The sequence below is a fragment of the Knoellia pratensis genome (genome assembly GCF_042666395.1).
GTDB lineage: Bacteria > Actinomycetota > Actinomycetes > Actinomycetales > Dermatophilaceae > Knoellia > Knoellia pratensis.
The window spans coordinates 598564-625184 of sequence record NZ_JBHTDJ010000001.1; the positions used below are offsets into that span (position 1 = coordinate 598564).

Below are 26621 nucleotides of genomic sequence, written 5' to 3' on the forward strand. Positions count from 1 at the left end.
CAGAACTGGCCACGCATCGGTATCCACCGTGTTCTGGAGGTCTCGATGTCGAGACCTGCCCAGGGGGGGTCAGGAGGCGAGGGTGACCCAGAGGGCGGCGGCTGCGAGGGCTGCCGTCGCGGCGCACACGACGAGGACCTCAGTCGTCGCGGGCTCGAGCCCCGGTGCCGGGAACAGCCGACCGATGCGGCGGAGCCGGGTGCGCGTGTGGAAGAAGATCCACATGGCGGTGGCTGCCGCGAGGCCAACGACGACGGCGATGACGGGCCCGTGCTGCGTCGCCCATCGCAGGAACAGCAGCGACGCCGCGACGAACGAGATCGCCGTGCGCTGCCACGCGAGCGAGGTGCGCTCGGGCTGCAGGCCACCGTCCGCGCGAGGCGTCGTCGGATCGGGCATCGTCACTTCAGCACGAGGAGGAGCAGCACGATGGCCGCGAGCACGGTGGCAATGACGAGGAAGGGGATGAGGGTGGGGAAGGGCAGGGGCCGACTCTGGCGCATCGCCTGCTCGACGCGAAGCCAGCGCACTCCAGCACCGATGGCGACCGTGGCTCCCAGAAGGATGAGCAGGACCGCGAGGATGCCGCGCACGGTCTCGTCGAGGTTGATGCTGAAGCCCTCGATGGCAACGGCTCCGGCAATGAGGGCCAGGCCGGTGCGGATCCAGGCGAGGAACGTGCGTTCGTTGGCCAGCGTGAACCGGGGGTCGGGTTCGGTGCCGGGGCCGAGCACGCGCCGGGGAGTTTCTGCCATGGCCCGACCTTAGCCACAGCGGATGGTCAGGCCCTTTTGGTCGTCAGCGGTGCGGCATACGCTGGAGGTATGTGCCGAAACATCCGTCAGCTGCACAACTTCGAACCGCCGGCCACGGACAGCGAGGTGTATGCCGCCGCGCTCCAGTACGTGCGCAAGGTGAGTGGGGCGACGAAGCCTTCGCAGGCGAACCAGGAGGCGTTCGACGCTGCGGTGCGTGAGGTCGCGGATGCGACCCAGCACCTGTTGAACCACCTCGTGACCGCCGCGCCACCCAAGGACCGTGAGGTCGAGGCGGCGAAGGCGAAGGCTCGTTCGGCGGAGAGGTACGGCCGCGCGGGCTAGGACTTCGGGCGGACCGTGAGGATCTGGTTGAGCGATCCGATCGGGCCGTCCTCGTCATGCAGGACGGTGCTCGTGAGGCCGATCCCGTGTTCGCCGAACGTGACGGTTGTGTCGAAGCCGACCCAGCCAGCGCGCGGTGCCCGCACGAGGTGAGCGGTGAGGTCGAGGTTGGGGAAGGCGACCTGGTTGGGGTCCTCGCGCACCGTCATGCCGTTGGCGATGTCGAGGACGCCGATGGCTGCTGCGGTGGGAGACACGGGTTCGTCGGCGACGAGGGCTTCGTCGGTGCGGACCCAGAAGTGGGCGCGGCCGGGTTCGGTTTGTTCGCGACGCAGGTGGGCGGTCCTGATGAACCCGCCCGGCCAGACGGTGGTGGGGTCCCAGGCCGGGGTGTCTTCCGGGGAGGGGATGCGCGGGGTGACCGAGCCCGCGACGGCGCGCGTGTCGCGGGGCTGGAGAAGCCAGGCGCGCAGGATGACGGCCGGGCGGTCGCCGTGGCTCAGGGTGGCCTCGACGAGCTCGATGGTGCGACCGGGGCGTCGGACGGTGACGGTGGTGTCGACCTCGCCGATGGGAAGGGTGCCGAGGATGTCGTAGGACAGGCGCGCAAGGGGCAGGGCGTCTCGGGGGCTCTCGTCGCGGCGCTGGTTGCGGTCGGTCTCTACGACGTGCGCGAGCAGCCCGAGGGCGGGGGCGATGTGTTGCTCGTCGAGGGCCCAGGCGCCGCCAGTGTGCTCGGTCGCGCGGAACGTGGTGGGGCCGGTGCGTTCGAAATAGGCCATGTGTTGATCCTGACGCATGTGCGCAGGGGTGGGTCCGGCAGCCCTCTGAGGGTCGGGTGAGGGAGTGCCTTTGCTTCACGTGGTGAAGCACGTCCGCGGTCAGGTCCGGCGTCATGTCCGGGGTCTCGCCCGGCATCGGCGCCGGGGGGTGCTACTTGAGGGTAGGGAGGGCCAGAAGACGGGGTCAGGGCGGGTGATGGGTGGGCTACGTGACGCTGGGCATGTGGATGAGACACGCCCGAAAGTTTCTTTTGCTCACACCCGGTGCACGACAAAACCGCAGGTCAGAGGGCTGCGATGGGACTAGCCCGGCGACTATCCACAGGTCTGTCCACGGGCTGTGCACAACGCGGTCGGGCGTTTTCCACCCCCTGTCCACAGGTTGCCCACAGCCCCGGTTCGTGGAGTTGGATGTTGGGCCATACGGTGTGCAGATCGAGGGATCGTGGGCGCTGTCAGAGCTCGCTGGTACCAAGGGTCTTGGCAGCAATTCACGTGTGGGATGAGAGGGGCGGCGGGTGTCGATCGCAGAGCTCAGCAGCAGCTACACCGGCTCGAGCGCCGGTCCTCCCGACGACAGGCTCCCTCCCCAGGACCTCGGCGCGGAGCAGTCCGTCCTTGGCTCGATGCTCCTCAACAAGGACGCGATCGCCGACTGCCTCGAGGTCACGAAGTCCACGGACTTCTACCGCCCCGCCCACGAGCTCATCTATGACGCGGTCCTGGACCTGTATGGCCGCGGTGAGCCCGCTGACGCCATCACCGTCGCCGACGAGCTCAACAAGCGCGGCGACCTGACCCGAGTCGGCGGGCAGGCTTATCTCCACCAACTGATCCAGTCGGTGCCGACGGCGGCGAATGCCGGCTACTACGCCGAGATCGTCCACGAGCGCGCGGTGCTCCGTCGGCTCGTCGAGGCCGGGACGCGCATCGTCCAGATGGGCTATGGCCAGGGCGAAGGTGACGTCGACGAGATCGTCAACCGTGCCCAGGCCGAGGTCTACTCCGTCGCCGAGAAGCGCGGCGGCGAGGACTACCACCAGCTCGGCGAACTCCTCAACGCGACGATGGAGGAGATCGAGGCAGCGGCCGGCCGCACCGACGACCTGACCGGTGTGCCCACCGGCTTCCTCGAACTCGACACCCTGACCAACGGTCTGCACCCCGGCCAGATGATCGTCATCGCGGCCAGGCCAGCCGTAGGAAAATCGACGCTGGGAATTGACATCGCTCGCGCGGCGGCGATCAAGCACAACATGGCGACCGCCGTGTTCTCGCTCGAAATGAGCCGCACCGAAATCACGATGCGCATCCTCTCGGCCGAGGCCACCATCCAGCTCCAAGACCTCCGCAAGGGCCTCAAGGGTCAGGAGCAGTGGAACAAGTTGGCGCGCGTCATGGGCAAGATCTCGGATGCCCCGCTCTTCATTGACGATTCGCCCAACATGTCGCTCATGGAAATCCGGTCCAAGTGCCGTCGCCTCAAGCAGCAGCACAACCTGCGCATGGTGATCATCGACTACCTCCAGCTGATGAGCTCGGGCAAGAAGGTGGAGTCCCGCCAGCAGGAGGTCGCCGAGTTCTCGCGTGCACTCAAGCTCCTGGCCAAGGAGCTCGAGGTCCCGGTGATCGCGATCTCCCAGCTGAACCGTGGTCCTGAGCAGCGCACCGACAAGCGCCCCCAGATGAGCGACCTTCGCGAGTCAGGCTCGATCGAACAAGATGCTGACATGGTGATCCTGCTCCACCGCGACCGCTCCGACCCCGAGCGCGACGGCGAGGCCGACGTCATCGTGGCCAAGCACCGTAACGGCCCGACCGCCGACATCGTCCTGGCCTTCCAAGGCCACTACAGCCGGTTCAGCAACATGGCCCGCGACGGCGGCTTCTGATGTCGAGATGCAGCGAAGATTGCAAAACGCACCGACCTAGGTAACCTAAACCGATTGTTTGGGTTAGGCGGAGTATCCACACAAGTCGTTATGGAGGCCCCCGTACCTGCTGGCAAGCGCGCGGCGGGAAGTGGCCCGCGTCCTAACGGCATGGGGGTACGCGACGGTCGACCGCCCGGCACAGGTCAGTCCGGGTCCCGGCACTTGCCCACCAAAGCACGGCCGACAGGTGAGCGAAGCAGATGTCCGTCCGACACCCATCCTGTGTGCGGCTGGACGCCGATCCTGGCCCAGAGACCCCGGACCACCGTCCGCGTTGGAACCATTGGTTCTCGGTTGGGTCGATCGACGGATCCCGGACAACGGCAGGGCGGGTGTTGCGGGCGAGGCGGAAACGGGCCGCGTGGTGCGGGTCTAATGAGATTTCGGGGGAACCAGGATCTGCTGGATGGCGGGACCGAGGAGAGCGACGAGTTTCTCGGGATCGGCCGCCGCCAGAGTGGGTACCCCGATGACGCGGCGACCGACGATGACGCCGACCAGCATCGTGGATGCGAGACCGGCCCGCAGCGCGGCATCGTCGTCCGCGTGTCCCTTGGTGCCGTGCCGCAGTCGGGACTGGAGGAAGTCGCGCAGCTGCTCGCTCGCGCTCTCGTTGGCGACGGCGCCACGAAGCATGGCCATGAGCGGTTCGGAGTCCTCGGGCGAACCCTCCCACGCCAGGAGGGAGGCTCGGACAAGCCGCTCTCCCAGGTGCTCATCGGGTCCCTCGTAGGCGGTGTTGAACCGCTCGAGCGCGGACGCCGGGATCGCCATGGCCGCAGCGAACAGCTCGTCCTTGGACCCGAAGAACTGCATGACCTGGGAGGGGTCGACGCCGGCGTCACCGGCGACAAGGCGGATCGTCGTGGCCTTGAAACCGTTGGCAGCGAAACGAGCGCGGGCAGCCACCAGTACGGCTTCGCGGGTCGAGCTGGGCCCTGGCCTGCGGCCACGCCGGCCCTTGCGCACAGCGTCCTCGCGAGTAGTCACGGGTCGAAACTAGCCCACAGACCGATTCTCAACAACTGTTGATTTATTGCGTCCGCGGTCCTACCCTCTTAAACACCGGGGTCGTTCCCCGGCAGTCATTAAGTAGAGGAGCTCTCGATGAGCGACAGCCAGAAGATGTTCGTCACGTCCCAGCCGCTTCCGGTTCCGCGGACCGGCGTGCTCACCGCCTTCGACCCGGGCACCCGCGTGCTCGAGGCCGGCTTCCAGGTGGCGCCCCCCTTCAAGCCGCTTCCCGTCGACATCGTCTTCGAGAAGGACGTCGCGGTCACCCTGCGTGACGGGGTGACGATCTACGTCGACGTCTTCCGCCCGGTGGGCGAGGAGAAGGTTCCGGTCATCGTCGCGTGGAGCCCGTACGGCAAGGGTCAGGGCACGTCCGTCAGCGTCATGGGCGTCTTCGGTCTCGTGGGTCTGCCCAACGACGTCGTCTCCGGCCTGGAGAAGTTCGAGGCGCCCGATCCGGCCTACTGGTGTGCCCAGGGGTATGCCGTGTGCAACCCGGACGTTCGCGGTGTCGTGGACTCCGACGGAGACAGCGTGCTCTGGGACCGGCAGGAGGGCCGCGACTGCCACGACCTCATCGAGTGGCTGGCCGAGCGGGAGTGGTGCACCGGCAAGGTCGGGATGAGTGGCACCTCCTACCTCGCAGTCGCCCAGTGGTTCACCGCGGCCGAGCAGCCCCCACACTTGGCCGCCATCAACCCATGGGAAGGCGTCAGCGACGTCTACCGGGACCTCGTCATGCGAGGGGGCATGCCCGACACCGCCTTCGCCGGCCTGCTCCAGCACGGCAGCTTCTTCGGCAAGAACGCCAAGGAGGACATCCTTGCCGAGGCCGATCGGTACCCGTTGATGACGGGCCTGTGGGAGGACAAGATCCCCGACTTCGCCAGCATCACCGTGCCGGCGTACGTCGTGGCGAGCTACTCCAACACCCTGCACACCGCCGGAACGTTCCGGGCCTGGCGTCGGATGGCCTCACAGGACAAGTGGCTGCGCGTCCACAACACCCAGGAGTGGCCTGACTACTACGACGAGGCCAACGTCGAGGACCTGCGGCGCTTTTTCGACCGCTACCTCAAAGAGGAGGACAACGGGTGGGAGTCGACACCACGGGTGCGCTACTCCCTACTCGACCTCGCCGGCGGTGACCAGGTCGGACTCGCGGCCGACGCTTTCCCGCCGAGTGACGTCACCCCGACCAAGTACTACCTCGAGGCGAATTCGCGGGCACTGTTCCCCCACGCACCGGCCGCCGCCGCGACCGCCGAGTACGACGTGAGTGCCAACCCCAACGGCGTCTCGTTCATCACCCGCTTCCAGGTCGACACGGTCCTCGTGGGCTACCCCAAAGCCCATCTCTTCGTCGAGGTGCGTGACGCCGACGACATGGACCTGTTCGTCCTGGTGCAGAAGCTCGACGCCCACGGGACGCCCCTACAGGCGTTCACCACCACGAACCAGAACGCCAGGGTGCACGACCTCACCGACCACGGGGCGACCATCCTGCGCTACAAGGGCTCCGACGGGCGCCTGCGGGTCTCCGCCCGTCACCTGGACGAGGCTCTGACGACCGAGGACGTTCCCGCCCACACCTTCGACCAGGTCGAGAAGCTCGCAGCCGGCGAGGTCGTCGACGTCCAGATCGACTTGCTCCCGGTTGGGCTGTCCTTCAAGGCCGGTGAGCAGCTGCGCTTCGTCGTCAGCGCGCGCAACCTGCTCGGCACGATGATGCCCGGGCTCAGCGAGTACGTCGGCGCCAACAGCGGCCGCCACGTCATCCACACCGGAGGCGAGCACGCGTCCTACCTGCAGCTCCCCGTCCAGGGCAGCTGACCCACCCAACATCCGCGGCGGGGTCCGTGCTCGTCAGGGACTCCGCCGCCGCCTTTGATGCCGGCTGCAGCCCTGCCGACACGGGGGCGATTCCGCATACCCTGATCATGAATTTAAACACCCGGCTCTTTTATCGGCGAAGCCCTTGACAGCGTCGTTGACAGTGCCCATGATTTAAACACCCGAACTATCCGGGTAGTTTCAAGGAAGGAAACTGTGGGCACTTCTGTTGCACGAGCTGCGTCGCAAGCGTCACTCGGAGCACCGTCGGGTCGCGTCGTGCCCGCGGCGGTTGTCGAGTCGGCGGGCGCCGAGCCCACGTTGCGCACCATCGAGCTCCCCACACGGAGGACTGGCACCTCGGTCGTGGCCGTCGTCGCGGCGCCGCTGAACCCGCTCGACCTGCTCATCGCCTCCGGGACCTTCCACTCGGTCCGTCACGAGGGCCCTTATGTGCCGGGCAGTGAGTGTGTCGGTGTCGTGGTCGAGTCCGACACCCATCCCGTGGGGACCACGGTGTACGCAGAGTGCCACGCCTCGCCGACGTCCCCGGGCCCGTTGGCCTCCCACGTCCTCGTTGCCGACGAGGACCTGTTGGCCCTGCCGGAGGGGACGGACCCGGTACTGGGTGCCGCGGTCGGCAACTCCGGAACGGCGGCCTTCATGCCGCTGGTCGAGGTCGCCGGCCTGCAGCCGGGTGAGACGGTCCTCGTCCTCGGGGCGACGGGAGCGGTGGGCCAGTTCGCGGTCCAGATCGCCCACGCGCGGGGAGCCGGGCGGGTTGTCGGGGTGGCGCGCGACCAAGCCGCCCTCGACAAGCTTCTTAACCTGGGTGCCGATGCGGTCGTGGCTCTGGACCCCGAAGATGGCCTTGAGGACCTGGGCGCGCGCCTGGCCGAGGCGGCGGGACCCGTGGACGTCGTCCTCGACGGCCTGTTCGGTGGTCCGCTGGAAGCCGCCCTGCGGGCATGCGGCCCTCGCGCACGGGTGGTGAACATCGGCAATGTCGCCGGTGGCGAGATCGCCCTGCCTGCTGGGCTCCTGCGAGGCAGGCAGCTCAGCGTGTCCGGTTTCGCCGGGCTGCACACCCCGCTGGCGCAGAAGGCGGCCGCCCTCGCCTGGCTGTGGGGCGCTCTGACCACGGGCCACCTCCACGTCCCGGTCCGGACCTTCCGGCTCGACCAGGTCGCCTCCGCCTGGCGCGTGCAGGCCACCTCCCCCCACGCAAAGTGCGTGATCCTCCCCGGCGACGGGCACCGCCCAGGGGTGCCCGGCGACCCCAACCGCACGACCGACGAGAGCGAGCAGTGATGTCCACCGTTGACGCAGCCGAGACCCAGGTCGCCACCGGCGTCCTTGGGGGCCCCATCGCGGGGCTGAGGTATGAGACCCCCACCCAGGCAGGCCTCACCGACGACGGTGGCGAGTTCTCTTACCGCCCAGGCGAATCCGTAACCTTCTTCATCGGAGGGCTCATCCTCGGGTCGGTCGAGGGAGCGAAGCGGGTCAACCTCGCACAGCTGGTCCCGCGCGTCGACGGCAAGGTCGAGCGGCTGCACGACCCGATCGTCACCAACCTCGCGCGCTTGGTTCAGACGCTCGACCAGGAGGGTGACCCCGAGAGCGGAGTCACGATCTCTCCTCTCGTGCACGACTTGGTCGGACCCACGGTCCTCAACTTCAACCAGGGCGACGCCGACGCAGACGCTGTGCACGATGCCGACGGGGCAGGGGGCGGGCTGTCGAGCGCCAGCATGGTGAGCTTCGCCGGGGACCAAACGGTCACGTTCGCCAGCGACCCCGCCGTCACCGAACTCCTGGCCCAGCTCAACGACACGCCCGGCGTCTTCACGTCGAGCACCCCCCGGATCCTGCGCACCGCCGCCGCCGCCCGCAACGAGCTGCGCCGCAACATCCGCGGCATCATCAAAACGACCGACGTCCGGATCCCGACGCGTGATGGCTCCTACGTGTGCGCCGACGTCTTTCGCCCCGCCGACGATGAGCAGTACCCGGTCGTCATGAACCAGGGCTTCTACGGCAAGGCCTTCGACCATGGCGTCATCGGCAGCAAGCAGGACTCGCTGGCCAAGGAGGTCCTCGAGGACCGCTACTTCTCCGGGAACCCCGACGGATTCCAGTACGAGAACCACGAGAGCGTCGACTCCTCGGTGTGGGTTCCCGAAGGCTACGTGTGCATCCGCGTCGACGCCCGCGGCGTGGGGAACAGCCCCGGCCTGCAGGCACCCTTCAGCATCCAACAGGCCGAGGACTACTACGACGCGATCGAATGGGCCGGAACCCAGGACTGGTCCAACGGCAACGTCGGCCTCTGGGGCATGTCCTACCTCGCGATCACCCAGCACACCGTCGCCAGCCTTCAGCCCCCGCACCTCAAGGCCATGGTCGCCCTGGGCACCGACGCCGACCTCTACAACGAGGCCCTCTACGGCGGCGGTCTCTACGGTGACGGCTTCTGGAGCTGGTGGCGCATGGCCATGGCCGGGCACAACTACGTGGGCGAGCGACGCGAGACCGACTGGCTCGCAGGTGTTCTCGCGACCCCGTTCAACGACCCGGCCGCCTACGGGACCAACGGCTCGATCTTCATGCGGCCCCAGCTGGAGAAGGCCACCGCGCCAGTGTGGATCGTTGGCCCCCAGACGGGCGTCGTCATCCACCAGGCGGGAAGCAGCGAGACCTTCGTCCACTCCACGGGCGCCACCGCGAAGCGCTTCGACTTCGTTGACGCCTGGTTCCCGCACAGCTACAAGCAGTCGACGATCACCGAGCACATGCAGTTCTTCGACCACTGGCTCAAGGGCATCGACAACGGCGTCATGGACGAGCCGGCGGTCCGCGTGCAGGTACGGACCGGCAACGGCAGCCACGTCACCCTCGAGGAGTCGGAGTGGCCGATCGCCCGCACCGACTACCGCCGGTGGTACCTCGACGCCACCCCATCGCATTGGCAGAACGACGGTCGCCGCGACGACATCCTGCGCATCGTCGACGCACCCCCGAGCGCAGAGAGCAGCGCGGGCTACGACGCACACCTCGACATCGGCCGACGCATCCCGGCCCCGGTGGGTTTCGTCGGCGGTACGCCCCGGTGGTCCACCGGCGTGTCCTTCATCAGCGAGCCCATGACCGAGGACATGGTCCTTGCCGGCTACATGAAGGCCGGGCTATGGGTGTCGTCGACGAGCACGGACCTCGACGTCTTCGTCTCCCTGCGCGTGCTCGACGAGAACGACAGGGAGATCCGCTACGAGAGTCTCGTGCCTCCGGTCGACCCCACGAACATCCACCCCGTCGGGCACGGACTGCTCAAGGTGTCGCACCGCGTGCTCGACCAATCACGCTCGACCGAGTACTGGCCGGTCCAGACCCACACCGAGCAGGACCACGCGCCGCTCGAGCCGGGCGAAGTCGTCCAGGTCGAGATCGGGCTGAACCCCAGCAGCGCCCTGATCCGCAAGGGCTCCCGCCTGCGCATCGACATCCAGCCCTACTCGCCGGCCGGCATCCCCTCCCGGTCCTACGACGAGAGCTACCACGTGGGCGCGACCAACACGGTCCACACCGGTCCAAACCACCCGAGCTACGTGCAGCTCCCGATCGTGCCGACCCGTGGCTGACCGCCCGGGCGCCCTCCTCGAGGCAACCGCCCCACTCATGCCCATCCCCGGCGACGACGCAGGAGAGACGACGATGACATCGACCATGGACTCGAGCGACACGCTCACCACGATCCTCGAGCGGGTCCGCGCGCTCGGTCCCGCCCTGCGGGGGAGAGGCCTGGACGCGGAGCGCGCAGGCCGCCACTCCGACGAGACCATCGCCGACCTCCACGCGACCGGAGTGTTCGACATCGGCAGCCCTGCCGAGTTCGGCGGTCACGAGCTGTCCGTGCGAGAGCAGCTCGACGTCATCTGCGAGGTGTCCAAGTGGGACGGCTCGGCCGGCTGGACCGTGTGGGCCGGGGCATCCACGAACTGGCTCACCGTGGGCTCCGGGCCCCGGATCGTCAAGGAGGTCTACGGCGCGGAGTGGGTGGGCCCGCGCGTCGCCGGGTCGAGCCACTTCCCCTCCTCACGCGGACGCGTCACGCGCGTCGACGACGGCTGGCTCGTCACTGGCGGCCCTTGGGGCTTCGCCACCGACTCCCTGTGGGCACCATTCACCAACCTCGGCTGCATCGCCGACGACGGCGACGGGCCATACCTGGTCGCCCTGCAGGTGCCGCGCGAGGAGCTGCGCTTCCTCGACGACTGGAACGTCGCCGGCATGCGGGCGACCGGCAGCGTGTCGGTCGCGCTGACCGGGGATGAGCTCTTCGTACCCGAGCACCGGGGGGTTGTCTTCAGTGACATCGTCGGACGGACCCTGGACAGCGGTCTGGCCGGCACCCTCTGGTCCACCCCGTCGCTGGGCTGGGCGTTCAGCACCATGGCCGGCATGTCCATCGGCATCGCCCAGGGCGCGTTAGAGCGCTTCCTCGAGCGCTCCGCCGGCCGACCCATCCGGGGGACGACCTACAAGGACCAGCTCGAGGCACCCCTGACCCACTCGATGCTCGCGGAGGTGCACTCCAAGATCCAGTCGGCCACCCTCATGGCTCGCGCCAACGCCGAGGAGACCGACCGGCTGGGAGCCCTCGAAGCAGCCGGGACGCCGGCCGACCCTCAGTACATGCAGCTCTTCAGCGCTCGCGTGATGCTCGAGACGGCGTACGCCGCACGCTGGTGCGCCGAGGCGATCGAGATCCTCCAGCGGAACTCTGGGTCCACCGCAATCCTCGAGACCGAACCCATCCAGCGCGCCTGGCGAGACGCCCGCGTCGTGACCCTGCACGGAGCCCTCAACCTCGAGGCCCTATCCGAGAACTACGGCCGGCTCATGGCCGGACTCGACCCCCACAAGGTGGCTGGCATCACCACCCTCGACCGCTTCACGCCGGGCCGCTGAAAAAGGCGCAGTGAGAACCGTGCTGGACCCCACCGCACCCATCGACCACCCCACGCCCCCCACGAAGACGAGGATCATCATGAGAGTTCGATCAGCCCTGACACCCGCCCTTGCCACCGCCATGGTTCTCACAGCGGCCGCCTGCGGCTCCGAGGAGCCCAACGAGACGTCGGCATCTGCCGCCGCCGGCCCCACGAAGGTGACCTTCCTCGCCCTCAAGATCGCCCAGATCGCCCCCTACGTCCTCGCCGAGCAGAAGGGCATCTTCGACAAGCACGGGATCGACCTGACGATCTCCTACGCCGAGCCTCCGGCGCTGGTCCCGTCGCTCATGAGCGGCAAGGCCGACTTCATCTGGAACAACGCCCCAGCCCTGCTGGCTGCCCGCGGCAACAAGGTGCCGATCAAGTCGGTGACCACGACCTCCGTCGCCGGCGACGACCCCACCGCCTTCCCGATCCAGGTCATGGTCCCCAAGGACAGTGCAATCAAGGGGCTGAGTGACCTTGCCGGGAAGACGGTGGCCACCGCGTCGCTCTTCCAACTCAACGACCTCGCCCTCATGGAGTCTCTGACCAAGGCTGGCGTCGACGCCAAGAGCGTCAAGTTCGTCGAGGTGCCCTTCCCGAACATGGCCGACTCCCTCAAGGCGAAGCGCGTCGACGCGATCATCTCCACGGAGCCGTTCGTCAGCATCACCAAGGCCACGGGGACCGCGGTTCCGCTGGTGTCGGTGTCCGACGGACTCGCCCCGACCACGCCCATCTCGGCCATCGCCTCCTCGGAGAAGTTCATCGCCGGCAACGCCGACACCGTGAAGAGATTCCGTGCCGCGATCGACGAGGCCAGTGAGTATGCCGTGGCCCACGACGACGAGGTCCGCGCCACCGTGCCGACCATCACCGAACTCACCCCCGAGCTGGCCAAGACGATCATCCTCGCGCCGATCGCCACCACGGACGACTCCGCCGGGTGGGACCTGTGGGCCAACCTGCTCGTGAGCACGGGCGCCCTAGACAAGAAGCCGGACACGGCAGATGCCTTCATCGCTGACTGACGTGATCCCGCCGCCGGTCCGCAAAGCCCTGCAAGTAGGAGCCGGCCTGGCGGGTCTCGTGCTCGTCTTCGAGGCGCTGCGCTTGCTCGGGGTCCTGCCCCGGGCGAGCGTGCCCTCGACCGGTGAGATCGTCGCGGCCGTGGCTGGCTCCTTCTCCAGCGGCACCATGGGAGAGGCCCTCGGCGTCACGGCACTGGCCTGGCTGCTGGGGGTGCTTCTGGCCGCCGGCATCGGTGTCCCGGTCGGTGTCATGGTCGGCCTGTCTCGTTGGGCAGACAGCGCCACGGGGCGCGCCGTCGAACTGCTCCGTCCCATCCCCGTCGTGGCGCTGGTGCCCCTGGCCGTGGTCCTGTTCGGGATCGAGGTGTCGATGCAGGTCTTCCTCGTCGCCCTGGCGTGCGTGTGGCCGGTGCTCCTCGGCTCACGTGGAGGGGTCCGGACGGTGGACCCGCTCCAGGTCGAGACGGCCCGTACCTTCGGTCTGGGCTCGGTGGCCTCGGTGTTCCGGGTCGTCCTGCCGGCTTCGGTCCCGGCGATCGTCACGGCCCTGCGCATCGGCGCCAGTCTGGGCGTCGTCGTCGCAGTGGGGGCCCAGCTCATCTCCGGCAGCCCCGGGCTCGGCACGCTCCTCGTGACCAGCCAGAACGCCGGCCGCAACGACATCGTCTGGGCCTGCCTGCTGGTCACCGGACTGTTCGGCGTGATCGTCAACGTCCTCCTCGCGGCCGCCGAACGCGGCATCGCAGGTTGGCAAGAGCTGTCAACGGAGGGACGACGATGAAGAACGCGACCCTTCGCTCCCTCTCCCACCGACTCGTCGGCTGGGTGTTCGTCCTCCTGCTGATGGGGCTGTGGGAGGTCGCCGGCCGCCGTGACGAGACCGGGCTGTTCCCACCGCTGTCCGCCGTGCTCGTTGAGGCAGCCGACCTCCTGCGCTCCGAGGCGCTCACCAACGACATCCTGCCCTCGCTCTGCCGGGCACTCGCCGGCTTCGTCGTCGGATCCGTCATGGCCGTCGCCCTCGGCGTGGTCCTGGGATGGTGGCGCGCCCTCCACCCATGGATCACCGCACCCCTGGAGTTCCTGCGCTCGGTGCCCGCAGCCGCCCTCGTGCCCCTCGCCGTCGCGCTCTACGGGTCCACGACCCCGATGAAGGTCGGCGTCATCGCACTCGGCGCCTTCTGGCCAGTCCTGCTCAACACCGTCGACGGCATCCGCCGGGCCGAACCCGGCTTCGTGGAGAGCGCGCGGGTCTACACCTCCGGTTCCAGCCTGTCGATCCTGCGCCGCGTCGTCCTTCCCGCCGCCACGCCGCAGATCATGACCGGCCTGCGCATCGGCTTGGCGATCTCGCTGATCCTCATGGTCGTCAGCGAGATGTTCGGCGCCACGTCGGGTCTCGGCTACCTCATCCTCCAGGCTCAGCGGCTCTACGCACTCACCTCGATGTACGCCGGTGTGGTCATCCTGGCCGTCATCGGACTCATGCTCACCGGGCTCTTCTCCGCCGTGGAGAAGCGCGCGATGTTCTGGTTCGACGGAATGAAAGGTCGTACATGATGAACCACTCCCAGGCTCCAGAGCTCCTGCGCGCCGACGCCATCGGCAAGACCTACACCAGCGAGAGGGGCACCTCCGTCGAGGCGATCGGCTCGGTGTCGTTCGCCGCCCGCGAGGGCGAGTTCGTCGCCATCGTGGGGCCGTCGGGCTGCGGCAAGACCACGCTCCTGCGCACCATCGCCGGGCTGCTCCGGCCCACGCGCGGCGATGTCACCTTCGAGGGACAGGTCGTGCGCAAGGTGCCCGACGGCTTCGGGGTCGTCTTCCAGGAGTACAACCGCAGCCTGTTCCCCTGGCTGACCGTGCGGAAGAACGTGGAGTTCGGGCTGCACGGCCTGCCCCGGGCGCTGAGACACGAGCGTGCGACCGAGGCGCTGCGACGCGTGCACCTGGCGGACATGGAGGCCAGCTACCCATGGCAGCTCTCCGGCGGCATGCAGCAGCGCGTCGCGATCGCGCGCGCTCTCGCCGTGCACCCCCGGGTGCTCCTGATGGACGAGCCCTTCGCGTCGGTGGACGCCCAGACCCGGATCAGCCTGGAGCTCATGACTGCGGAGATCTCGGCCGAGCTGGGACTGACAACCGTGCTCATCACCCACGACATCGACGAGGCCATCTTCCTGGCCGACCGCGTCGTCGTCCTCAGCGCGCGACCGAGTCACGTGGTCACCGAGGTCGTCGTCGAGCTGCCCCGCCCGCGCGACGAGCTCGAGGCCAAGGCCGACCCTCGCTTCCTGGAGTACCGCCGCGTCATCCACGACGCGATCATGCACCCGAGCGCCTCGGTGACCCAGTTCGCCGACGTCGCGAGGAACCGATGAGCCACACACCCACCCAGAACGAAGGAGACAGAGCAATGGACGACACCCTCAAGGACAAGCTGGCCATCAGCGAGGTCCTCAACCTCTACGCTTTCGCGCTCGACGCCCGGCGGTTCGACCTGTTCGACCGCGTCTTCACGCACGACGTTGAGGCGATCTTCGGGCCGGCGGGCGCCGGTTGGAACGGGCTCGAGGAGTTCCAGGAGTCGTTCGCTGGGTTCCACGCCACCTTGGACCGTCACGTGCACACAATGATGGGCCAGCTCGTCCACGTCGACGGTGACGCCGCCAACGCGTTCAGCTTCGGCAACTGGCTTCTCGTGCGAGAGGCCGCCGAGGGTGGGCCGTCGTGGCTCGGTACCGGCTACTACGACGATGAGCTGGTCCGTACCGAGCAGGGCTGGCGCATCAAGCGGCGCGTCTGTCGCCTCCTGTCATGGAGCGGCAACCCCTCGGTGCCCGAGCCCCAGCGCGAGCACCAGCCCGACATGAGCGCCCGCGGACTGCACGACTACGCCGCCGCAGGGGATCTCGCCTTCCTCACGGTAATCACCACGTAGGTCGTTGATATTCCGCGCGCCCCGACCGGGTCGCGTCGTGAACCAGGCGCAGCACTGCGCCGCGATGGATGAGGAGATGTGCTGGTGATCCTTGTGACCGCCGCCCACGGCAACCAGGGCAAGCTTCTGGTGCCAATGCTCCTGACGTCCGGTGCCAAGGTCCGGGCCAGCGTCCGGTCCGAGGAGTCCGCGCGCGCACTGCGGTCTGCCGGGGTCGACGATGTCGTCGTCGGGGACCTTGGCGACCCGGGGGTGCTCGCTCGCGCCGTCGCCGGTGTGGACGAGGTCTACTACGTCGGCCCGGCCCTGCACCCCGGCGAACGGGAGGTGGGTTTCACCGCCGTTGACGCGGCGGCCGCTGCTGGCGTACGCCACTTCGTGTTCAGCTCCGTCCTGCACGCCATCACCACCGACCTGGTGCAGCACGAGGTCAAGCGCGACATCGAGGAGCACCTGCTCTCCTCCGGGTTGGACTTCACGATCCTGCAGCCGGCCAACTACATGCTGCGCCACCGCCTGCTGCCGGCCTTCCGGGACGGGGTGTTCCGGCTGTCCTGGTCGCTGGACCGGCGGCAGTCGATGGTTGACGTCGCCGATGTCACTGCGGTCGCCGCAGCCGTCCTGCTGGGCGGGGAAGGGCACCATGGCGCCACCTACGAGCTTGCGTCCCCGGGTCGCTACACCGCCCACGACATCGCGGCCACCATCTCCGAGGTGATCGCGCGTCAGGTGGTCGCAAAGGAGATCGGACCCGAGGACTTCCTCAAGGCCGCCCTCGGCGTGAAGAGCGCCGATGAGGCGCCGTACCAGGCTCGGCTCCTGCGGGCCATCAGTGCCCGGTACAGCAGCCACGACTTCGTGGGCAACCCCAACGTGCTCGGCTGGTTGCTCGGTCGACCACCCACGACGTTCCGCGAGTTCGTGCAGCGAGAGTTCGACGCTTTCCGGACCACCGCCGTCCAGCACCCCTCGGTGCACGCAGGTCCCGGAGGGCCGTCGTGAACCGTGACACTCTCGCCCTCGCCGGGCGATCCGTTGATGACCCCACCCTGAGGGAGCACCCATGTCCGAGTCGATAGATCCCACCCTGTTTCGCGAGACGCTGGGCAACTACCCGACAGGCGTCGCGGTCGTCACGACCCTGACGGAGGACGGGGCTCCTGATGGAATGGTCGTCGGCACGTTCTCCTCGGTCTCTCTCGATCCGCCGCTGGTGGCCTTCTTCCCGGCCAAGAACTCAAAGTCCTTCGAGCGGTTGCGGAACGCGACCAGTTTCTGCGTCAACGTCCTTGCCGCCGACCAGGAACCACTGTGCCGCCGGATCGCTACCGTGTGGGAGGGCAAGTTCGACGGTGTGCAGTGGCGGCCGGGCCCCCTCGGCTCGCCCATCCTCGACAGCGCCGTGTCATGGGTCGAGTGCACTTTCGAGGAGGTCCGCGAAGCCGGTGACCACTACGTCGTCCTGGGGCGCGTGCACGCCCTCGGCGTGCAGCGCCCGACACTGCCGCTGCTGTTCTTCCAGGGCGGGTACGGCCGGTTCTCGCCGCGCTCCTTCATTGCGGCACCCGAACCGGAGCTGATCCAGGCGGCACAGCTGGCCGAGGGTCTGCGCGTCCCCATCGAGGAGCTCAGCGCCGAGCTCGGGGTCAACTGCGGTGTCCTGGCCAAGGTCGGGACCGACGCGGTGCAGGTGTTGGCGTCCGACCGGAACCCCTCGACCGAGGCCTTCGCCCTGGGTCACCGACAACCGATCATCCCTCCGCTCGGCGCGGTTTTCATGGTGACCTCGACGCCGGAGGAGGTCGACGAGTGGTTGGGCCGTGTTCCACCGGGAGCCCCTGACCGCCAGGAAGTCCACCGGGCAGTCCTGGAGAAGGTCCGCGAGCGAGGGTACTCACTGCTCGCCGTCGACTCCGAGCTGCTGCAGCGTCACGGGGCTGCGCTCACCGAGTTCGAGCAGTCCGACCGCCTCCCTCGTCACGAACGTGCCGTTCGTGAGGTCACGGCCGAGTTGGCCGACCTGTTCTGTCCCGACCTCGTGCCGGGGGAGCGGTACGACCCCGCGTCGATCGTGGTGCTGATCCCCACCACGGCCGACCTGCCACCCATGGCCCTGCGGATGACCGGGCTGCCGCAGTCGGCCACGACCGAGCAGATCGAGTCATGGGTCGAGCGCCTCAAGCAGGTAGCCGAATCCGTGGTGGCGTCATGAACACCCATGAGGGACGAGTGGCCGTCGTCACCGGCGCGGCCGCCGGCATCGGTCGGGCCATCTGCGTCGACCTCGCCCGCCGAGGTGCTGACGTCATTGCCGTCGACATCGCGCCGGCGGACGACACCGTGTCCGACGTGCGAGAGCTTGGGCGCAGGACGCTGTCGCTTCGTGCGGACCTCTCCGACCCTGAGGAGGTGGCAGCCATCACGACCAACCTCCTCGGTTTCGCGGGGCGGGTGGACATCCTGGTCAACAACGCCGGTATCTTCCCCGCTCGCGGCATCTTCGACCTGGACTTCGCTGAGTGGAAACGGGTGCAGGGTAACAACATCGACTCCCAGTTCCTCATGGTCAAGGCCGTGATTGACCCGATGCAAGACCAGGCGTGGGGCCGGATCATCAACCTCGCCTCCAACACCCTGAGTCTCGCCGTGCCAAACATGACGGCCTACCTGACGAGCAAGGGGGCGGTCGTCGGCTTCACCCGAGCCCTGGCCAACGACCTCGCGCCGTTCGGCATCACCGTCAACGCCGTGTGTCCGACCGCGACGCGCACCCCGGGCATGAGTCACGTTCCAGAAGAGCGTCTTCAGGTGGTCGCCAACCTGCAGGCGATCAAGCGCGTCGGCACGGCGCAGGACGTCGTCGGGACCGTCAGCTTCTTGTCCAGCGAGGACAGCGCTTTCATGACGGGACAGACCTTGGTCTGCGACGGCGGTCTGATGCGGGTGTGATTTCAGGGGCGATGGGGACCGACGTGGCGCGCACGCGTGTCGACCTGCGGCCCGTCTGGGTGGCCCCGGCGGTCGATGGCCAGGTGGTCGGCCGCCGACGACGTCAGCGCACCAGCGCGTGCTCGGCCAGCTCCTGGTTGTCCGACATGCCCTCCGGGATGCCGGCTCCGATCGTGACTCCTCGGTGTGCCTCGACAGCGGCGCGCGTGGCGTCGAGGTCACCAGCGATGATCGCGTCGACAAGTTGCGTGTGGACGGCCACGCGCGATGCCAGGTACTGCTCTGCGTCGTCGTTCGCGTCTGCTCCCGCGTGCACGGGCAGTTCCGCGACGCAGCGGATCGTCCCGACGTACACACCCTTGGCGAGGTCGTTCGGGGTGACGGCGGCGATGCGCTCGTGCAGCGCCCAGTTGGCCGCCATGAACGTGGCCCAGTCGTTGTCGTGCGCCTCCATCGCGGCCACGCAAGAGCGCAGTTCGGAGATGTCCTCGGTGGAGCGGTGGCGCGCCGCGTCCAGGGCGATGAGTTCCTCGAGGGCTTCACGCACGGCGATGGCGTCGCTGACGCTGGACTGCCCTTGGGTGACCGTGAGCAGTGTGCGGCGCAGCCGGACCACCGGGCTGATGGTCGCGACGAAGAGTCCGCCGCCCCGCCCGGGACGGATCTCGACAGTCCCGCGCTCTGAAAGCAACCGAGCGGTCTCCCCGATCGTGGAGCGCCCGTATCCCGTCTGCTCCCGAAGCTCATCCATGGTCGCGATGCGCTCGCCGGACGCCAAGTTCCGCTCGACGATCGACTGCTCGATCTCGGTCGCGAGCTGCTGCGCGCGAGCAGGGGGTTTAGAAAACATACGGGCAGTTTACGCGGGTGCCCTTGACAGCGCGCAAGTCAACACGGAGGATCTAACTACCCGAACCATCCGGGTAGTTTATGACGAGGAGACAACATGCGGTTGACCGGAGTGCGGCTCGAGGGTCGGGTGGTCGTCGCGGCGGTGGTCGCGGACGCGCTCCTGCCCTTGGCCGAGGTGACCCAGTTCTGGAGCGACCCGTACCGCTACACGACTCCAGAACACCTGTCCTCCGCTGCGGCCGTTCCACTGGCGGGCGCCGACCTGGTCCCACCGGTCCGCCCGGACGCGCGGATCCTGTGTGTCGGCCTCAACTACGCCGACCACGTGGCCGAGGGTCCCTTCTCCACGCCCGACCACCCGACGATCTTCGGCCGCTGGACGCCGTCCCTGGCGCCCGCCGACCATGAGGTTGAGGTGCCGGTCGACGAGGACGGTCTCGACTGGGAGGCCGAGCTCCTCGCGGTCGTCGGGCGGCCGCTGACGGTGGCCACCCGTGACGAGGCGGCGGCTGCGGTCTTCGCCTACGGGTGCTTCAACGACATCACTGCACGGCGTGCGCAGAAGCTCACGACACAGTGGACCATTGGTAAGAACGTCGACTCGAGCGGCCCGGTCTCCGAGCTGGTGACCTGCGACGAGGCACCGGACCCTGCTAGCGGTCTGCGCATCTCCGCTCGCGTCAACGGTGAGTTGACCCAGGACGCACGGACCGACCAGATGATCTTCCCGGTGCCTGAGCTCCTGGCGTTTCTCAGCCGAACCTTCACGCTGCGTCCTGGCGACCTCGTCGCCACCGGGACGCCCAGCGGGGTCGGCTACGCGCGGCAGCCCGCGTGGCTGCTGCAGCCGGGGGACAGCGTCGAGGTCGAGATCGAGGGAATCGGCTCGGTGCGATCGCGCGTGGTTGCTTCGTCCGCCGCTCGACAGGCTGCGGACATCGCTGCCACCTCCATCGTCTGACCTACCCACCTTTCAGGAGATCTAGCCCATGGACGCGTTGCGCACGGAGCCTTCAGCCACGACGGACTGCGTTGTCGTCGGTGCCGGTCCCGTCGGGCTGACCACCGCCCTCCTGTTGGGCCGCGAGGGCTGGCGGGTGACCGTTGTCGAGCGCTGGCCGGAGCACTACCCCCTACCCAGGGCATGCACGATTGACCACGAAGCGCTGCGCATCCTCCAGGCGGCCGGGCTGATGGCGGAGCACGCCGGCCTCTTCGAGCCCTCCCAGGGTGGGCGAGGGGGCTACCAGATGCGTAACGCCGATGGTGAACTGCTGCGCGCCATCAACTGGAACCGAACCGCGGAGTCCGGGTGGGCGAACACGAACGGGTTCTACCAGCCGGACCTCGAGCAGGCGCTCGAGGAGATGGTTTCGCGGCTCCCCGGGGTCGAGGTGTGTCGCGGGTGGACGGTCACCGACCTGGCTCAGAGCGACCAGTCCGTTCTTGTCACCCTGGTCGCGACCGACGACGAGACGACGACTCGGACGGTGACCGCCCCATGGACGGTCGCGGCCGACGGAGCGAACAGTCCGGTCCGCCAGATGCTCGGCATCGAGAGCGTCGACTCCGGTTTCGAGGCCGACTGGCTGGTCGTGGACTACGAACCGATCGTCGATCGCGACTGGGACGCGTTCGTCACCCAGTACTGCGACCCCGCCCAGCCGGCCACGGCAGTCAACAGCGGGCCCGGTCGCCGCCGCTTCGAGTTCATGCGACGAGCGGACGTCACTGCGGAGGAGCTGGCACGGACAGAGACCGCGTGGCGACTGATGTCGCCCTGGGGAGTGACGCCGGAGAACGCCCGCCTCGAGCGCCATGCCGTCTATACGTTCCGCGGTCGATGGACCCGGGAGTGGCGCTCGGGCCGGGTGTTCCTCGCCGGAGACGCCGCGCACCTGATGCCACCGTTCCTCGGCCAAGGGCTGTGCGCCGGCCTGCGGGACGCGCGTGCACTCACCTGGCGGCTGGATCTGGTCCGACGAGGCCTCGCCGACGAGTCGGTCCTCGACAGCTACGGGTCCGAGCGCCGGCAGCACGTCCGCGAGATCATCGAGGAAGCGGTGTCCATAGGTCGGGTCATCTGCGAGCTCGACCCCGTGCGGGCGGCTGATCGTGACGCCGCGATGCGCGCCCAGTTGGCCGACCCCGACGCCCTCACCGTCGAACCACCCCATCCCCGGCTCGGTGAGCCATCCATCACCCGGCCCAGCGCTGGCGTCGAGGGTCGGCTGTCCGTGCAGGGCCGGGTGGAGGTCGGTGGCCGTACCAGCCTGCTCGACGACGTCGTTGGTGCCTCCTGGCAGCTCATCGGCCTCGACGTCGACCCCACCGCCCTCGCCACTGCCGAGCAGCTGGCGTGGTTCGCCGAACTCGGCGGGACGGTGACCTCCCTGCGGGACGATGGGCAGGTGCGCGACGTCGACGGCACCTACGCGCAATGGTTTCGCGCTCACGGGTGCACCGTGGTCCTCGCCCGCCCCGACTTCTACGTGTACGCCGCCGGACGGCTCGACGAAGTCCCACAGATGCTGTCCGCACTCCGCGCCACCCTGACCACCACCCGAACCGCCCGAGAGGTCGTCCGACCATGACCATGCGCATCACCAAGCTAACCAATGCCGAGCCGTTCGCCCCCGCGGGCCACACCGGTGTGGGTCCGGTCCGCCTCCAAGGCGGCGAAGGCACCCCCACCACCACCTTCAGCGTCGTTCTGTCGCACTACCTTCCCGGTGGCGCGGCCGAACTGGCACCGCAACCGACCGAGACGGTGTACGTGGTGCTCGAGGGCGCCCTCGTCATGGCGAGCGAGGGCGAGGAGGCGACTCTTGGCCCGAACGACTCCGTGCACTTCAGCACCGGCACCTCGCGCACGGTCGAGAACCGCACTCATCTCCCCGCGAGCATGCTCGTCATCCGAGCACACAAGCCCGAGCCGCAGGAGGCCTGACCTATGGGCGCCGACGCAAGTTCGCCTGACGCACTGGGGGAGGCCGTCCTTGCGCACCCCACCGCTCACCGGCCCGTTGAGGGCGACTTCAGCACCACCCGGGCGACCTTCGCCGCGATGGCGCTGTACGACCACCTCGACGGCGAGCAGCGGGCGCGTGTTGTCGTCCCCCTGGGCGACGACAACCGTAGCCACTGGAACTTCCTGCCCGAGTCAGGCCGCCGGGGCGTGGCCCTGCGGGACATGAACCAGAACCAGCGGTACCTGACCCACCGACTCGTCGCCGAGTGCCTCTCGGTCGAGGGGTACGCCCAAGTCGTTCAGGTCATGTCGCTCGAGCACGTATTGCGCGAGCTCAACGAGCCCCTCTTCGGGCACGTCGCCGCGCACTTCCGCGATCCCGAGGGCTACTTCCTCACCTTCTTCGACCAGCCTCAACCGGACAGCGACTGGGGATGGCGCCTCGTCGGTCACCACCTGTCGCTGAATTTCACCGTCGCCGGCCAAGATCTGATGGCCGCGACCCCCCTCCTCCTCGGGTCGGAGCCGGCGCGGCTCGGCCCGTTCCGGATCCTGGGACACGAGGAAGACCTCGGCTTCTCCCTGCTCGCCACCCTCGACGGCGCGCAGGCCTCCACGGCGACCATCCATCCGACCCCGCCCCCGGACTTCGCCACCCGATGCGTCCCGATCCTCGGGGACGAGGAGTGGCCTGACGTCCACGGCGTTGGCCGCCGTGACGCGCCCATCACCGACGCCGACCGCCAGGCATTGCGCTGGGTCAAGGACGAGCGCCGTGGACTTTCGAGGGGTGCAATGGGGGCCGAACAGCGTGAGGCGTTCGACCGCCTGCTCGAGTCCTTCGTCCTGCGGCTCAAGCCGTCGCAGGTTGGCCGCGAGATGGACCGCATCCGCTCGGCCGGTCAGGACGAACTGCACTTCGTGTGGGCGGGGTCGCACCGCATCGAGGAGCCGCACTACTTCCGCATCGAGGGGCCGGTCACCCTCGTCGAGTTCGACAACACCGAGGACGACGCGAACCACGTGCACTGCGTCTGGCGTGACCCGACCAACGACTTCGGGCACGACATCCTCGCCCAGCACCGGGCAACCCAGCACGCCCTTGCCCAATGAGTGCGACTGCGTCACCCCACGACGTCCAGACGGGTGGGCCGCTCGCCGGCCGGCTCGTGATCGACTTGTCTCGGGCGCTCGCCGGGCCGCACGCGGCGATGATGCTCGCCGACATGGGGGCTCGCGTCATCAAGGTCGAGTCGCCCACTGGGGACGACAGCCGCGGATGGGGTCCACCCTTCGTTGACCCCGGTGACGGGGGGACCCCGGAGGCGACCTACTTCCTTTCGGCCAACCGCAACAAGGAGTCGATCGTCCTCGACCTCAAGGCCGACGACGGCCGCGACGTCCTGACCGCTCTCGTACAGCGCGCGGACGTGCTGATCGAAAACTTCCGACCGGGAGTGCTCGACCGGCTCGGCTTCAGCACCGAGCGACTGCTCGCGCTCAACCCGGCACTAGTCGTGCTCTCGATCACCGGGTTCGGCCACGACGGCCCCGAGGCCGACCGCGCCGGCTACGACCAGATCGCCCAGGGCGAGACCGGTTTGATGTCGCTCACTGGGTCGGGACCGGATGACCCACAGAAGGTCGGTGTCCCGATCTGCGACCTGCTGGCCGGGATGAACGGTGCCGCCGGCGTCTTGGCCGCACTCCTCCAGCGGGAGCGCACCGGCGTGGGCCAGATCGTCCGCACGTCGCTCTTGGCAGCCGGCATCTCCGTCCATGCGTTCCAGGGCACGCGCTGGACGGTGGGGGAGGACGTGCCCCGCGCCGCCGGCAACCACCACCCCTCCATCGCGCCGTACGGCATGTTCCGGTGCCGTGACGGCGCGGTCCAGATCGCCGTCGGAAGCGGACAACTGTGGCGGCGGCTCTGCGCGGCAGTCGGTGTCGACGCCGACGACCCGCGGTTCGCGACGAACGACGACCGGGTCCGCAACCGCACCGTCCTCATCGCCGAGCTGGAGGCGACCCTCGTGGCCGTCGACACCGACGAGCTGTTGGGTCGGATGGCGCGTGCTGGGGTACCGGCCGGCCGGGTGCGAAGCCTCGATGAGGTGTACGCGTCGGCCCAGGTGCAGAGTCAGGGACTAACCGTGCAGGTTGACCACGCTCGACTTGGGACCGTGACCCTCCCCGGACTTCCCCTGCGCTTCTTCGACAGTCGCGAGACCGAGACCACGAGAACGGACCACGCCGCTCCGCCGGTGCTCAATGCCGACGGTGAAGCGGTCCGCCGATGGCTCTCGGACAACTCGTGACCCGGCGATCCAGCGCGCCGCACGCGTCAAGAACTGGACCCCCCTCGGTCGCGAATCGTCGGGCGTACCGCTGTCCGAACGAACGGCCGAAGCCATGACGCTGTCCTGGACTGCGCAACGTAACGCCGTCTCCGAGGGCATCGCTCTCGGGCTCGTTGTCTGTGGTTGTTCGTACCTGCCTGACCTGCATGAAAGGGTCGACCTCGCCTTCGCCCGGGCATGGTGGTCATGGGCACACCACGGTGAATTTCCGCGAGTCGATTGCGACGTTGGACGAGGTTTTGACGGCGAGCACGTCATCACCCGCGGAACGCGCAAACGCGCAACGTCCACTTTGTTCTGGGAGCGGCAAGGACAGCTAACTATCGTGGCACGACGTGAGGGGTTCAACGGGAACGATCCTGCCGACGCAATGTCGGCGGCCGAGGCGATTGGTACCGACATTCCTTTGGAAGCCTGGGTTGACTTGGCTCAAGGATTCCTCAACGCCTACCTTCCCGGCGCATCGCCGCCGCAGATTCGCAGGACCGAGGGTGCGGGGTGTGGCGTCGTGTACCGGCGGGGAATGCCGACCGGTCCTCAGGCCACCGGGTGATCACCCAGCGCGTAGGTGAGCAGCCGCACAATCGAGCGGACTCGCGAGTTTCCAAGCGTCGATCGCATCTGAACGAACGACCTGAGCCCTCAGCCAGCTCCCCACGCAGGACCAAGTCCACCAGTACGCCGGTCACTTGTGCGCAGCAGGTGGGTCTTCCTCTGCCCGGCTTGGTTGACCATGTCGAGGCCCAGGTCGTGGACTGTGCCGATGTCAAGGCGGTTGTCCTGGCCGCGTGACCACGTGGCCGCGATAGGTACGAATCGGGGGACAGGCGCTCCAGATGTTTCGACGCTGTCAAGAGTGTGGGCGAAGAAGTGCTGGGTGGTGAACTTCGGGATCCCTGATCATGACGTCGACGGCGGCCAACTGTGACGATCCCAAGCTCAACGCTTTCGACAACTGGTCGGGACACACGATGAGCTCCTACAAGAACACGAACTGGGTCCCGCAGGGCATGACCTACGACGCGAGCGGTGACCTGCTCTACGTCTCGATGTACCACCGTGACGCACTCGAGGTGCCGCGCGTCGTCGTCTTCAAGAGGTCGACCTCGGCCTGGGTCAAGACGATCGAACTCAGTGCTGTCCCCAAGACTGGGCACGTCGGCGGCCTCACGATCGGTCGGGGCAACCTCTACGTCGCCGACAGCGCCGGCGGCTCGTACGTCTACCGCATCCCGCTCGATCGGATCCGGGCCGTCCCGGCCGGCACCCGTCGTGCTGTCACCGTCGCAGCCAAGTACCGCCTGCAGGACAGCTCGGGCGCGAACCTCGCGCGAGCGTCCTACATGGACTACGACGCGGGCTACCTCTACGTCGGTGACTTCTATGGCAACATCATGCGCCGCTACTCGACGGCCACGGCGGGCTACGTCACGGTGAGGTCGAACGGTTCCTACAGCACTCCTTCGATCGTCCAGGGCGTTCAGGTCACCAGTGGCCACTTCGTCTTCAGCCGGTCGTGGGGTCGGGACAACTTGAGCAAGGTGACGACCCAGGTGCGTTCGACCGGGGCGCGCTCGGACCACAGCACCCTCCCGATGATGGAGGGCATCGTCTGGGCGCCGGCCACGGCCGGTTCGACAACCGTGCGCCTCTACTCGGTCTTCGAGTCGACGTCGCTGCAGTACGCCGACTCCAACTGCCGAACCCACCAGATCTGGAGCGCCTCGAGCGGCTACATCCTCTAGTTCGCTCCGTCAAGGACGCGCCGGTATGCCGTCCGCCCACCTTCCCTGCCCGACGCACGGAAGGTGCGCGGGCGGCATACCGGAAGGTCTTCAGGTCGCCAACGCCGATCTG

26 protein-coding genes are annotated in these 26621 nt (G+C 68.1%); 21 read left to right on the plus strand and 5 right to left on the minus strand.

Translation table 11 applies throughout. The annotated features are described in order from the left end of the window. Positions 1-69 precede the first annotated feature (69 nt). Together ACFQRE_RS02710 and ACFQRE_RS02715 are read right to left on the minus strand one after the other, a co-directional pair. Entirely contained in the window at positions 70-399 is a 330-nt protein-coding gene (locus ACFQRE_RS02710) for a DUF202 domain-containing protein (protein ID WP_380118623.1), read from the minus strand. Positions 400-401: 2 nt separating this feature from the next. Next, complete coding sequence (locus ACFQRE_RS02715; protein ID WP_380118626.1) at positions 402-755, minus strand: YidH family protein; 354 nt, start codon at positions 753-755, stop codon at positions 402-404. Between the two features lie 69 nt (positions 756-824). Between ACFQRE_RS02715 and ACFQRE_RS02720 the strand changes: the two genes are divergently transcribed. Then, a complete protein-coding gene (locus tag ACFQRE_RS02720) occupies positions 825-1100 on the plus strand; it encodes a DUF2277 domain-containing protein (protein ID WP_380118628.1) in 276 nt (91 codons plus the stop codon). On the opposite strand, the gene ACFQRE_RS02725 is transcribed toward ACFQRE_RS02720, so the two are convergent. After that, positions 1097-1882 (minus strand): thioesterase family protein, encoded by a 786-nt coding sequence (locus ACFQRE_RS02725; RefSeq protein ID WP_380118630.1) that lies wholly within the window; start codon positions 1880-1882, stop codon positions 1097-1099. The genes ACFQRE_RS02720 and ACFQRE_RS02725 overlap by 4 nt on opposite strands. A gap of 518 nt (positions 1883-2400) precedes the next feature. Here ACFQRE_RS02725 and dnaB point away from each other — a divergent pair. Further along, complete coding sequence (gene dnaB / locus ACFQRE_RS02730; protein WP_380118633.1) at positions 2401-3774, plus strand: replicative DNA helicase; 1374 nt, start codon at positions 2401-2403, stop codon at positions 3772-3774. A 414-nt stretch (positions 3775-4188) separates the two neighbouring features. Here the strand turns inward: dnaB and ACFQRE_RS02735 are convergent, their stop codons facing one another. Then, a complete protein-coding gene (locus ACFQRE_RS02735) occupies positions 4189-4806 on the minus strand; it encodes a TetR/AcrR family transcriptional regulator (protein WP_380118635.1) in 618 nt (205 codons plus the stop codon). Positions 4807-4923: 117 nt separating this feature from the next. Between ACFQRE_RS02735 and ACFQRE_RS02740 the strand changes: the two genes are divergently transcribed. The 12 genes from ACFQRE_RS02740 (at position 4924) to ACFQRE_RS02795 (ending at position 18581) form a co-directional block, all read left to right on the plus strand. Continuing rightward, positions 4924-6663, plus strand: a complete 1740-nt coding sequence (locus ACFQRE_RS02740; RefSeq protein WP_380118637.1) for a CocE/NonD family hydrolase — start codon at positions 4924-4926, stop codon at positions 6661-6663. A gap of 279 nt (positions 6664-6942) precedes the next feature. Beyond that, positions 6943-7974, plus strand: a complete 1032-nt coding sequence (locus tag ACFQRE_RS02745; RefSeq protein WP_380118639.1) for a quinone oxidoreductase family protein — start codon at positions 6943-6945, stop codon at positions 7972-7974. After that, positions 7974-10304: a CocE/NonD family hydrolase gene (locus ACFQRE_RS02750; RefSeq protein WP_380118641.1), complete on the plus strand. Its 2331-nt coding sequence runs from the start codon at positions 7974-7976 to the stop codon at positions 10302-10304. The genes ACFQRE_RS02745 and ACFQRE_RS02750 overlap by 1 nt, the downstream gene beginning before the upstream one ends. After that, positions 10297-11634: an acyl-CoA dehydrogenase family protein gene (locus ACFQRE_RS02755; protein ID WP_380118643.1), complete on the plus strand. Its 1338-nt coding sequence runs from the start codon at positions 10297-10299 to the stop codon at positions 11632-11634. Before ACFQRE_RS02750 ends, ACFQRE_RS02755 begins: the two co-directional genes overlap by 8 nt. Before the next feature lie 79 nt (positions 11635-11713). Further along, on the plus strand, positions 11714-12691 hold the full coding sequence (locus ACFQRE_RS02760; RefSeq protein WP_380118645.1) for an ABC transporter substrate-binding protein: 978 nt from the start codon (positions 11714-11716) through the stop codon (positions 12689-12691). 1 nt (position 12692) lies between these two features. Next, on the plus strand, positions 12693-13472 hold the full coding sequence (locus tag ACFQRE_RS02765) for an ABC transporter permease (RefSeq protein ID WP_380118647.1): 780 nt from the start codon (positions 12693-12695) through the stop codon (positions 13470-13472). Beyond that, complete coding sequence (locus tag ACFQRE_RS02770; protein ID WP_380118649.1) at positions 13469-14251, plus strand: ABC transporter permease; 783 nt, start codon at positions 13469-13471, stop codon at positions 14249-14251. The genes ACFQRE_RS02765 and ACFQRE_RS02770 overlap by 4 nt, the downstream gene beginning before the upstream one ends. Further along, the gene (locus ACFQRE_RS02775; RefSeq protein ID WP_380118651.1) at positions 14251-15072 is read left to right on the plus strand and encodes an ABC transporter ATP-binding protein; all 822 of its coding nucleotides are present in this window, start codon (positions 14251-14253) and stop codon (positions 15070-15072) included. Before ACFQRE_RS02770 ends, ACFQRE_RS02775 begins: the two co-directional genes overlap by 1 nt. 35 nt (positions 15073-15107) lie before the next feature. Further along, positions 15108-15632, plus strand: a complete 525-nt coding sequence (locus ACFQRE_RS02780; RefSeq protein ID WP_380118653.1) for a nuclear transport factor 2 family protein — start codon at positions 15108-15110, stop codon at positions 15630-15632. Positions 15633-15716: 84 nt separating this feature from the next. Then, entirely contained in the window at positions 15717-16634 is a 918-nt protein-coding gene (locus ACFQRE_RS02785) for an NmrA family NAD(P)-binding protein (protein ID WP_380118656.1), read from the plus strand. A gap of 61 nt (positions 16635-16695) precedes the next feature. After that, a complete protein-coding gene (locus tag ACFQRE_RS02790; protein WP_380118658.1) occupies positions 16696-17844 on the plus strand; it encodes a flavin reductase in 1149 nt (382 codons plus the stop codon). Then, on the plus strand, positions 17841-18581 hold the full coding sequence (locus ACFQRE_RS02795) for an SDR family NAD(P)-dependent oxidoreductase (protein WP_380118660.1): 741 nt from the start codon (positions 17841-17843) through the stop codon (positions 18579-18581). Before ACFQRE_RS02790 ends, ACFQRE_RS02795 begins: the two co-directional genes overlap by 4 nt. Positions 18582-18684: 103 nt before the next feature. Here the strand turns inward: ACFQRE_RS02795 and ACFQRE_RS02800 are convergent, their stop codons facing one another. Then, positions 18685-19431, minus strand: coding sequence for a FadR/GntR family transcriptional regulator (locus ACFQRE_RS02800; RefSeq protein WP_380118662.1), 747 nt, complete (start codon positions 19429-19431; stop codon positions 18685-18687). Positions 19432-19527: 96 nt separating this feature from the next. On the opposite strand from ACFQRE_RS02800, the gene ACFQRE_RS02805 reads away from it, so the two are divergent. From ACFQRE_RS02805 to ACFQRE_RS02835, 7 genes are all read left to right on the plus strand, one after another. Then, positions 19528-20394 (plus strand): fumarylacetoacetate hydrolase family protein, encoded by an 867-nt coding sequence (locus tag ACFQRE_RS02805; protein WP_380118664.1) that lies wholly within the window; start codon positions 19528-19530, stop codon positions 20392-20394. A 28-nt stretch (positions 20395-20422) separates the two neighbouring features. After that, on the plus strand, positions 20423-22027 hold the full coding sequence (gene mhpA / locus ACFQRE_RS02810; RefSeq protein WP_380118666.1) for a bifunctional 3-(3-hydroxy-phenyl)propionate/3-hydroxycinnamic acid hydroxylase MhpA: 1605 nt from the start codon (positions 20423-20425) through the stop codon (positions 22025-22027). Further along, positions 22024-22383 carry a cupin domain-containing protein gene (locus ACFQRE_RS02815; RefSeq protein WP_380118668.1) on the plus strand — a complete coding sequence of 120 codons (360 nt, stop codon included), beginning with the start codon at positions 22024-22026 and terminating at the stop codon, positions 22381-22383. The genes mhpA and ACFQRE_RS02815 overlap by 4 nt, the downstream gene beginning before the upstream one ends. 3 nt (positions 22384-22386) lie before the next feature. Next, a complete protein-coding gene (locus ACFQRE_RS02820; protein WP_380118671.1) occupies positions 22387-23517 on the plus strand; it encodes a DUF3500 domain-containing protein in 1131 nt (376 codons plus the stop codon). After that, positions 23514-24722, plus strand: a complete 1209-nt coding sequence (locus ACFQRE_RS02825; protein WP_380118673.1) for a CaiB/BaiF CoA transferase family protein — start codon at positions 23514-23516, stop codon at positions 24720-24722. The genes ACFQRE_RS02820 and ACFQRE_RS02825 overlap by 4 nt, the downstream gene beginning before the upstream one ends. Beyond that, entirely contained in the window at positions 24685-25317 is a 633-nt protein-coding gene (locus ACFQRE_RS02830) for a hypothetical protein (RefSeq protein ID WP_380118675.1), read from the plus strand. The genes ACFQRE_RS02825 and ACFQRE_RS02830 overlap by 38 nt, the downstream gene beginning before the upstream one ends. Positions 25318-25666: 349 nt before the next feature. Next, positions 25667-26509 carry a hypothetical protein gene (locus ACFQRE_RS02835; protein WP_380118677.1) on the plus strand — a complete coding sequence of 281 codons (843 nt, stop codon included), beginning with the start codon at positions 25667-25669 and terminating at the stop codon, positions 26507-26509. Positions 26510-26621: the final 112 nt, after the last annotated feature.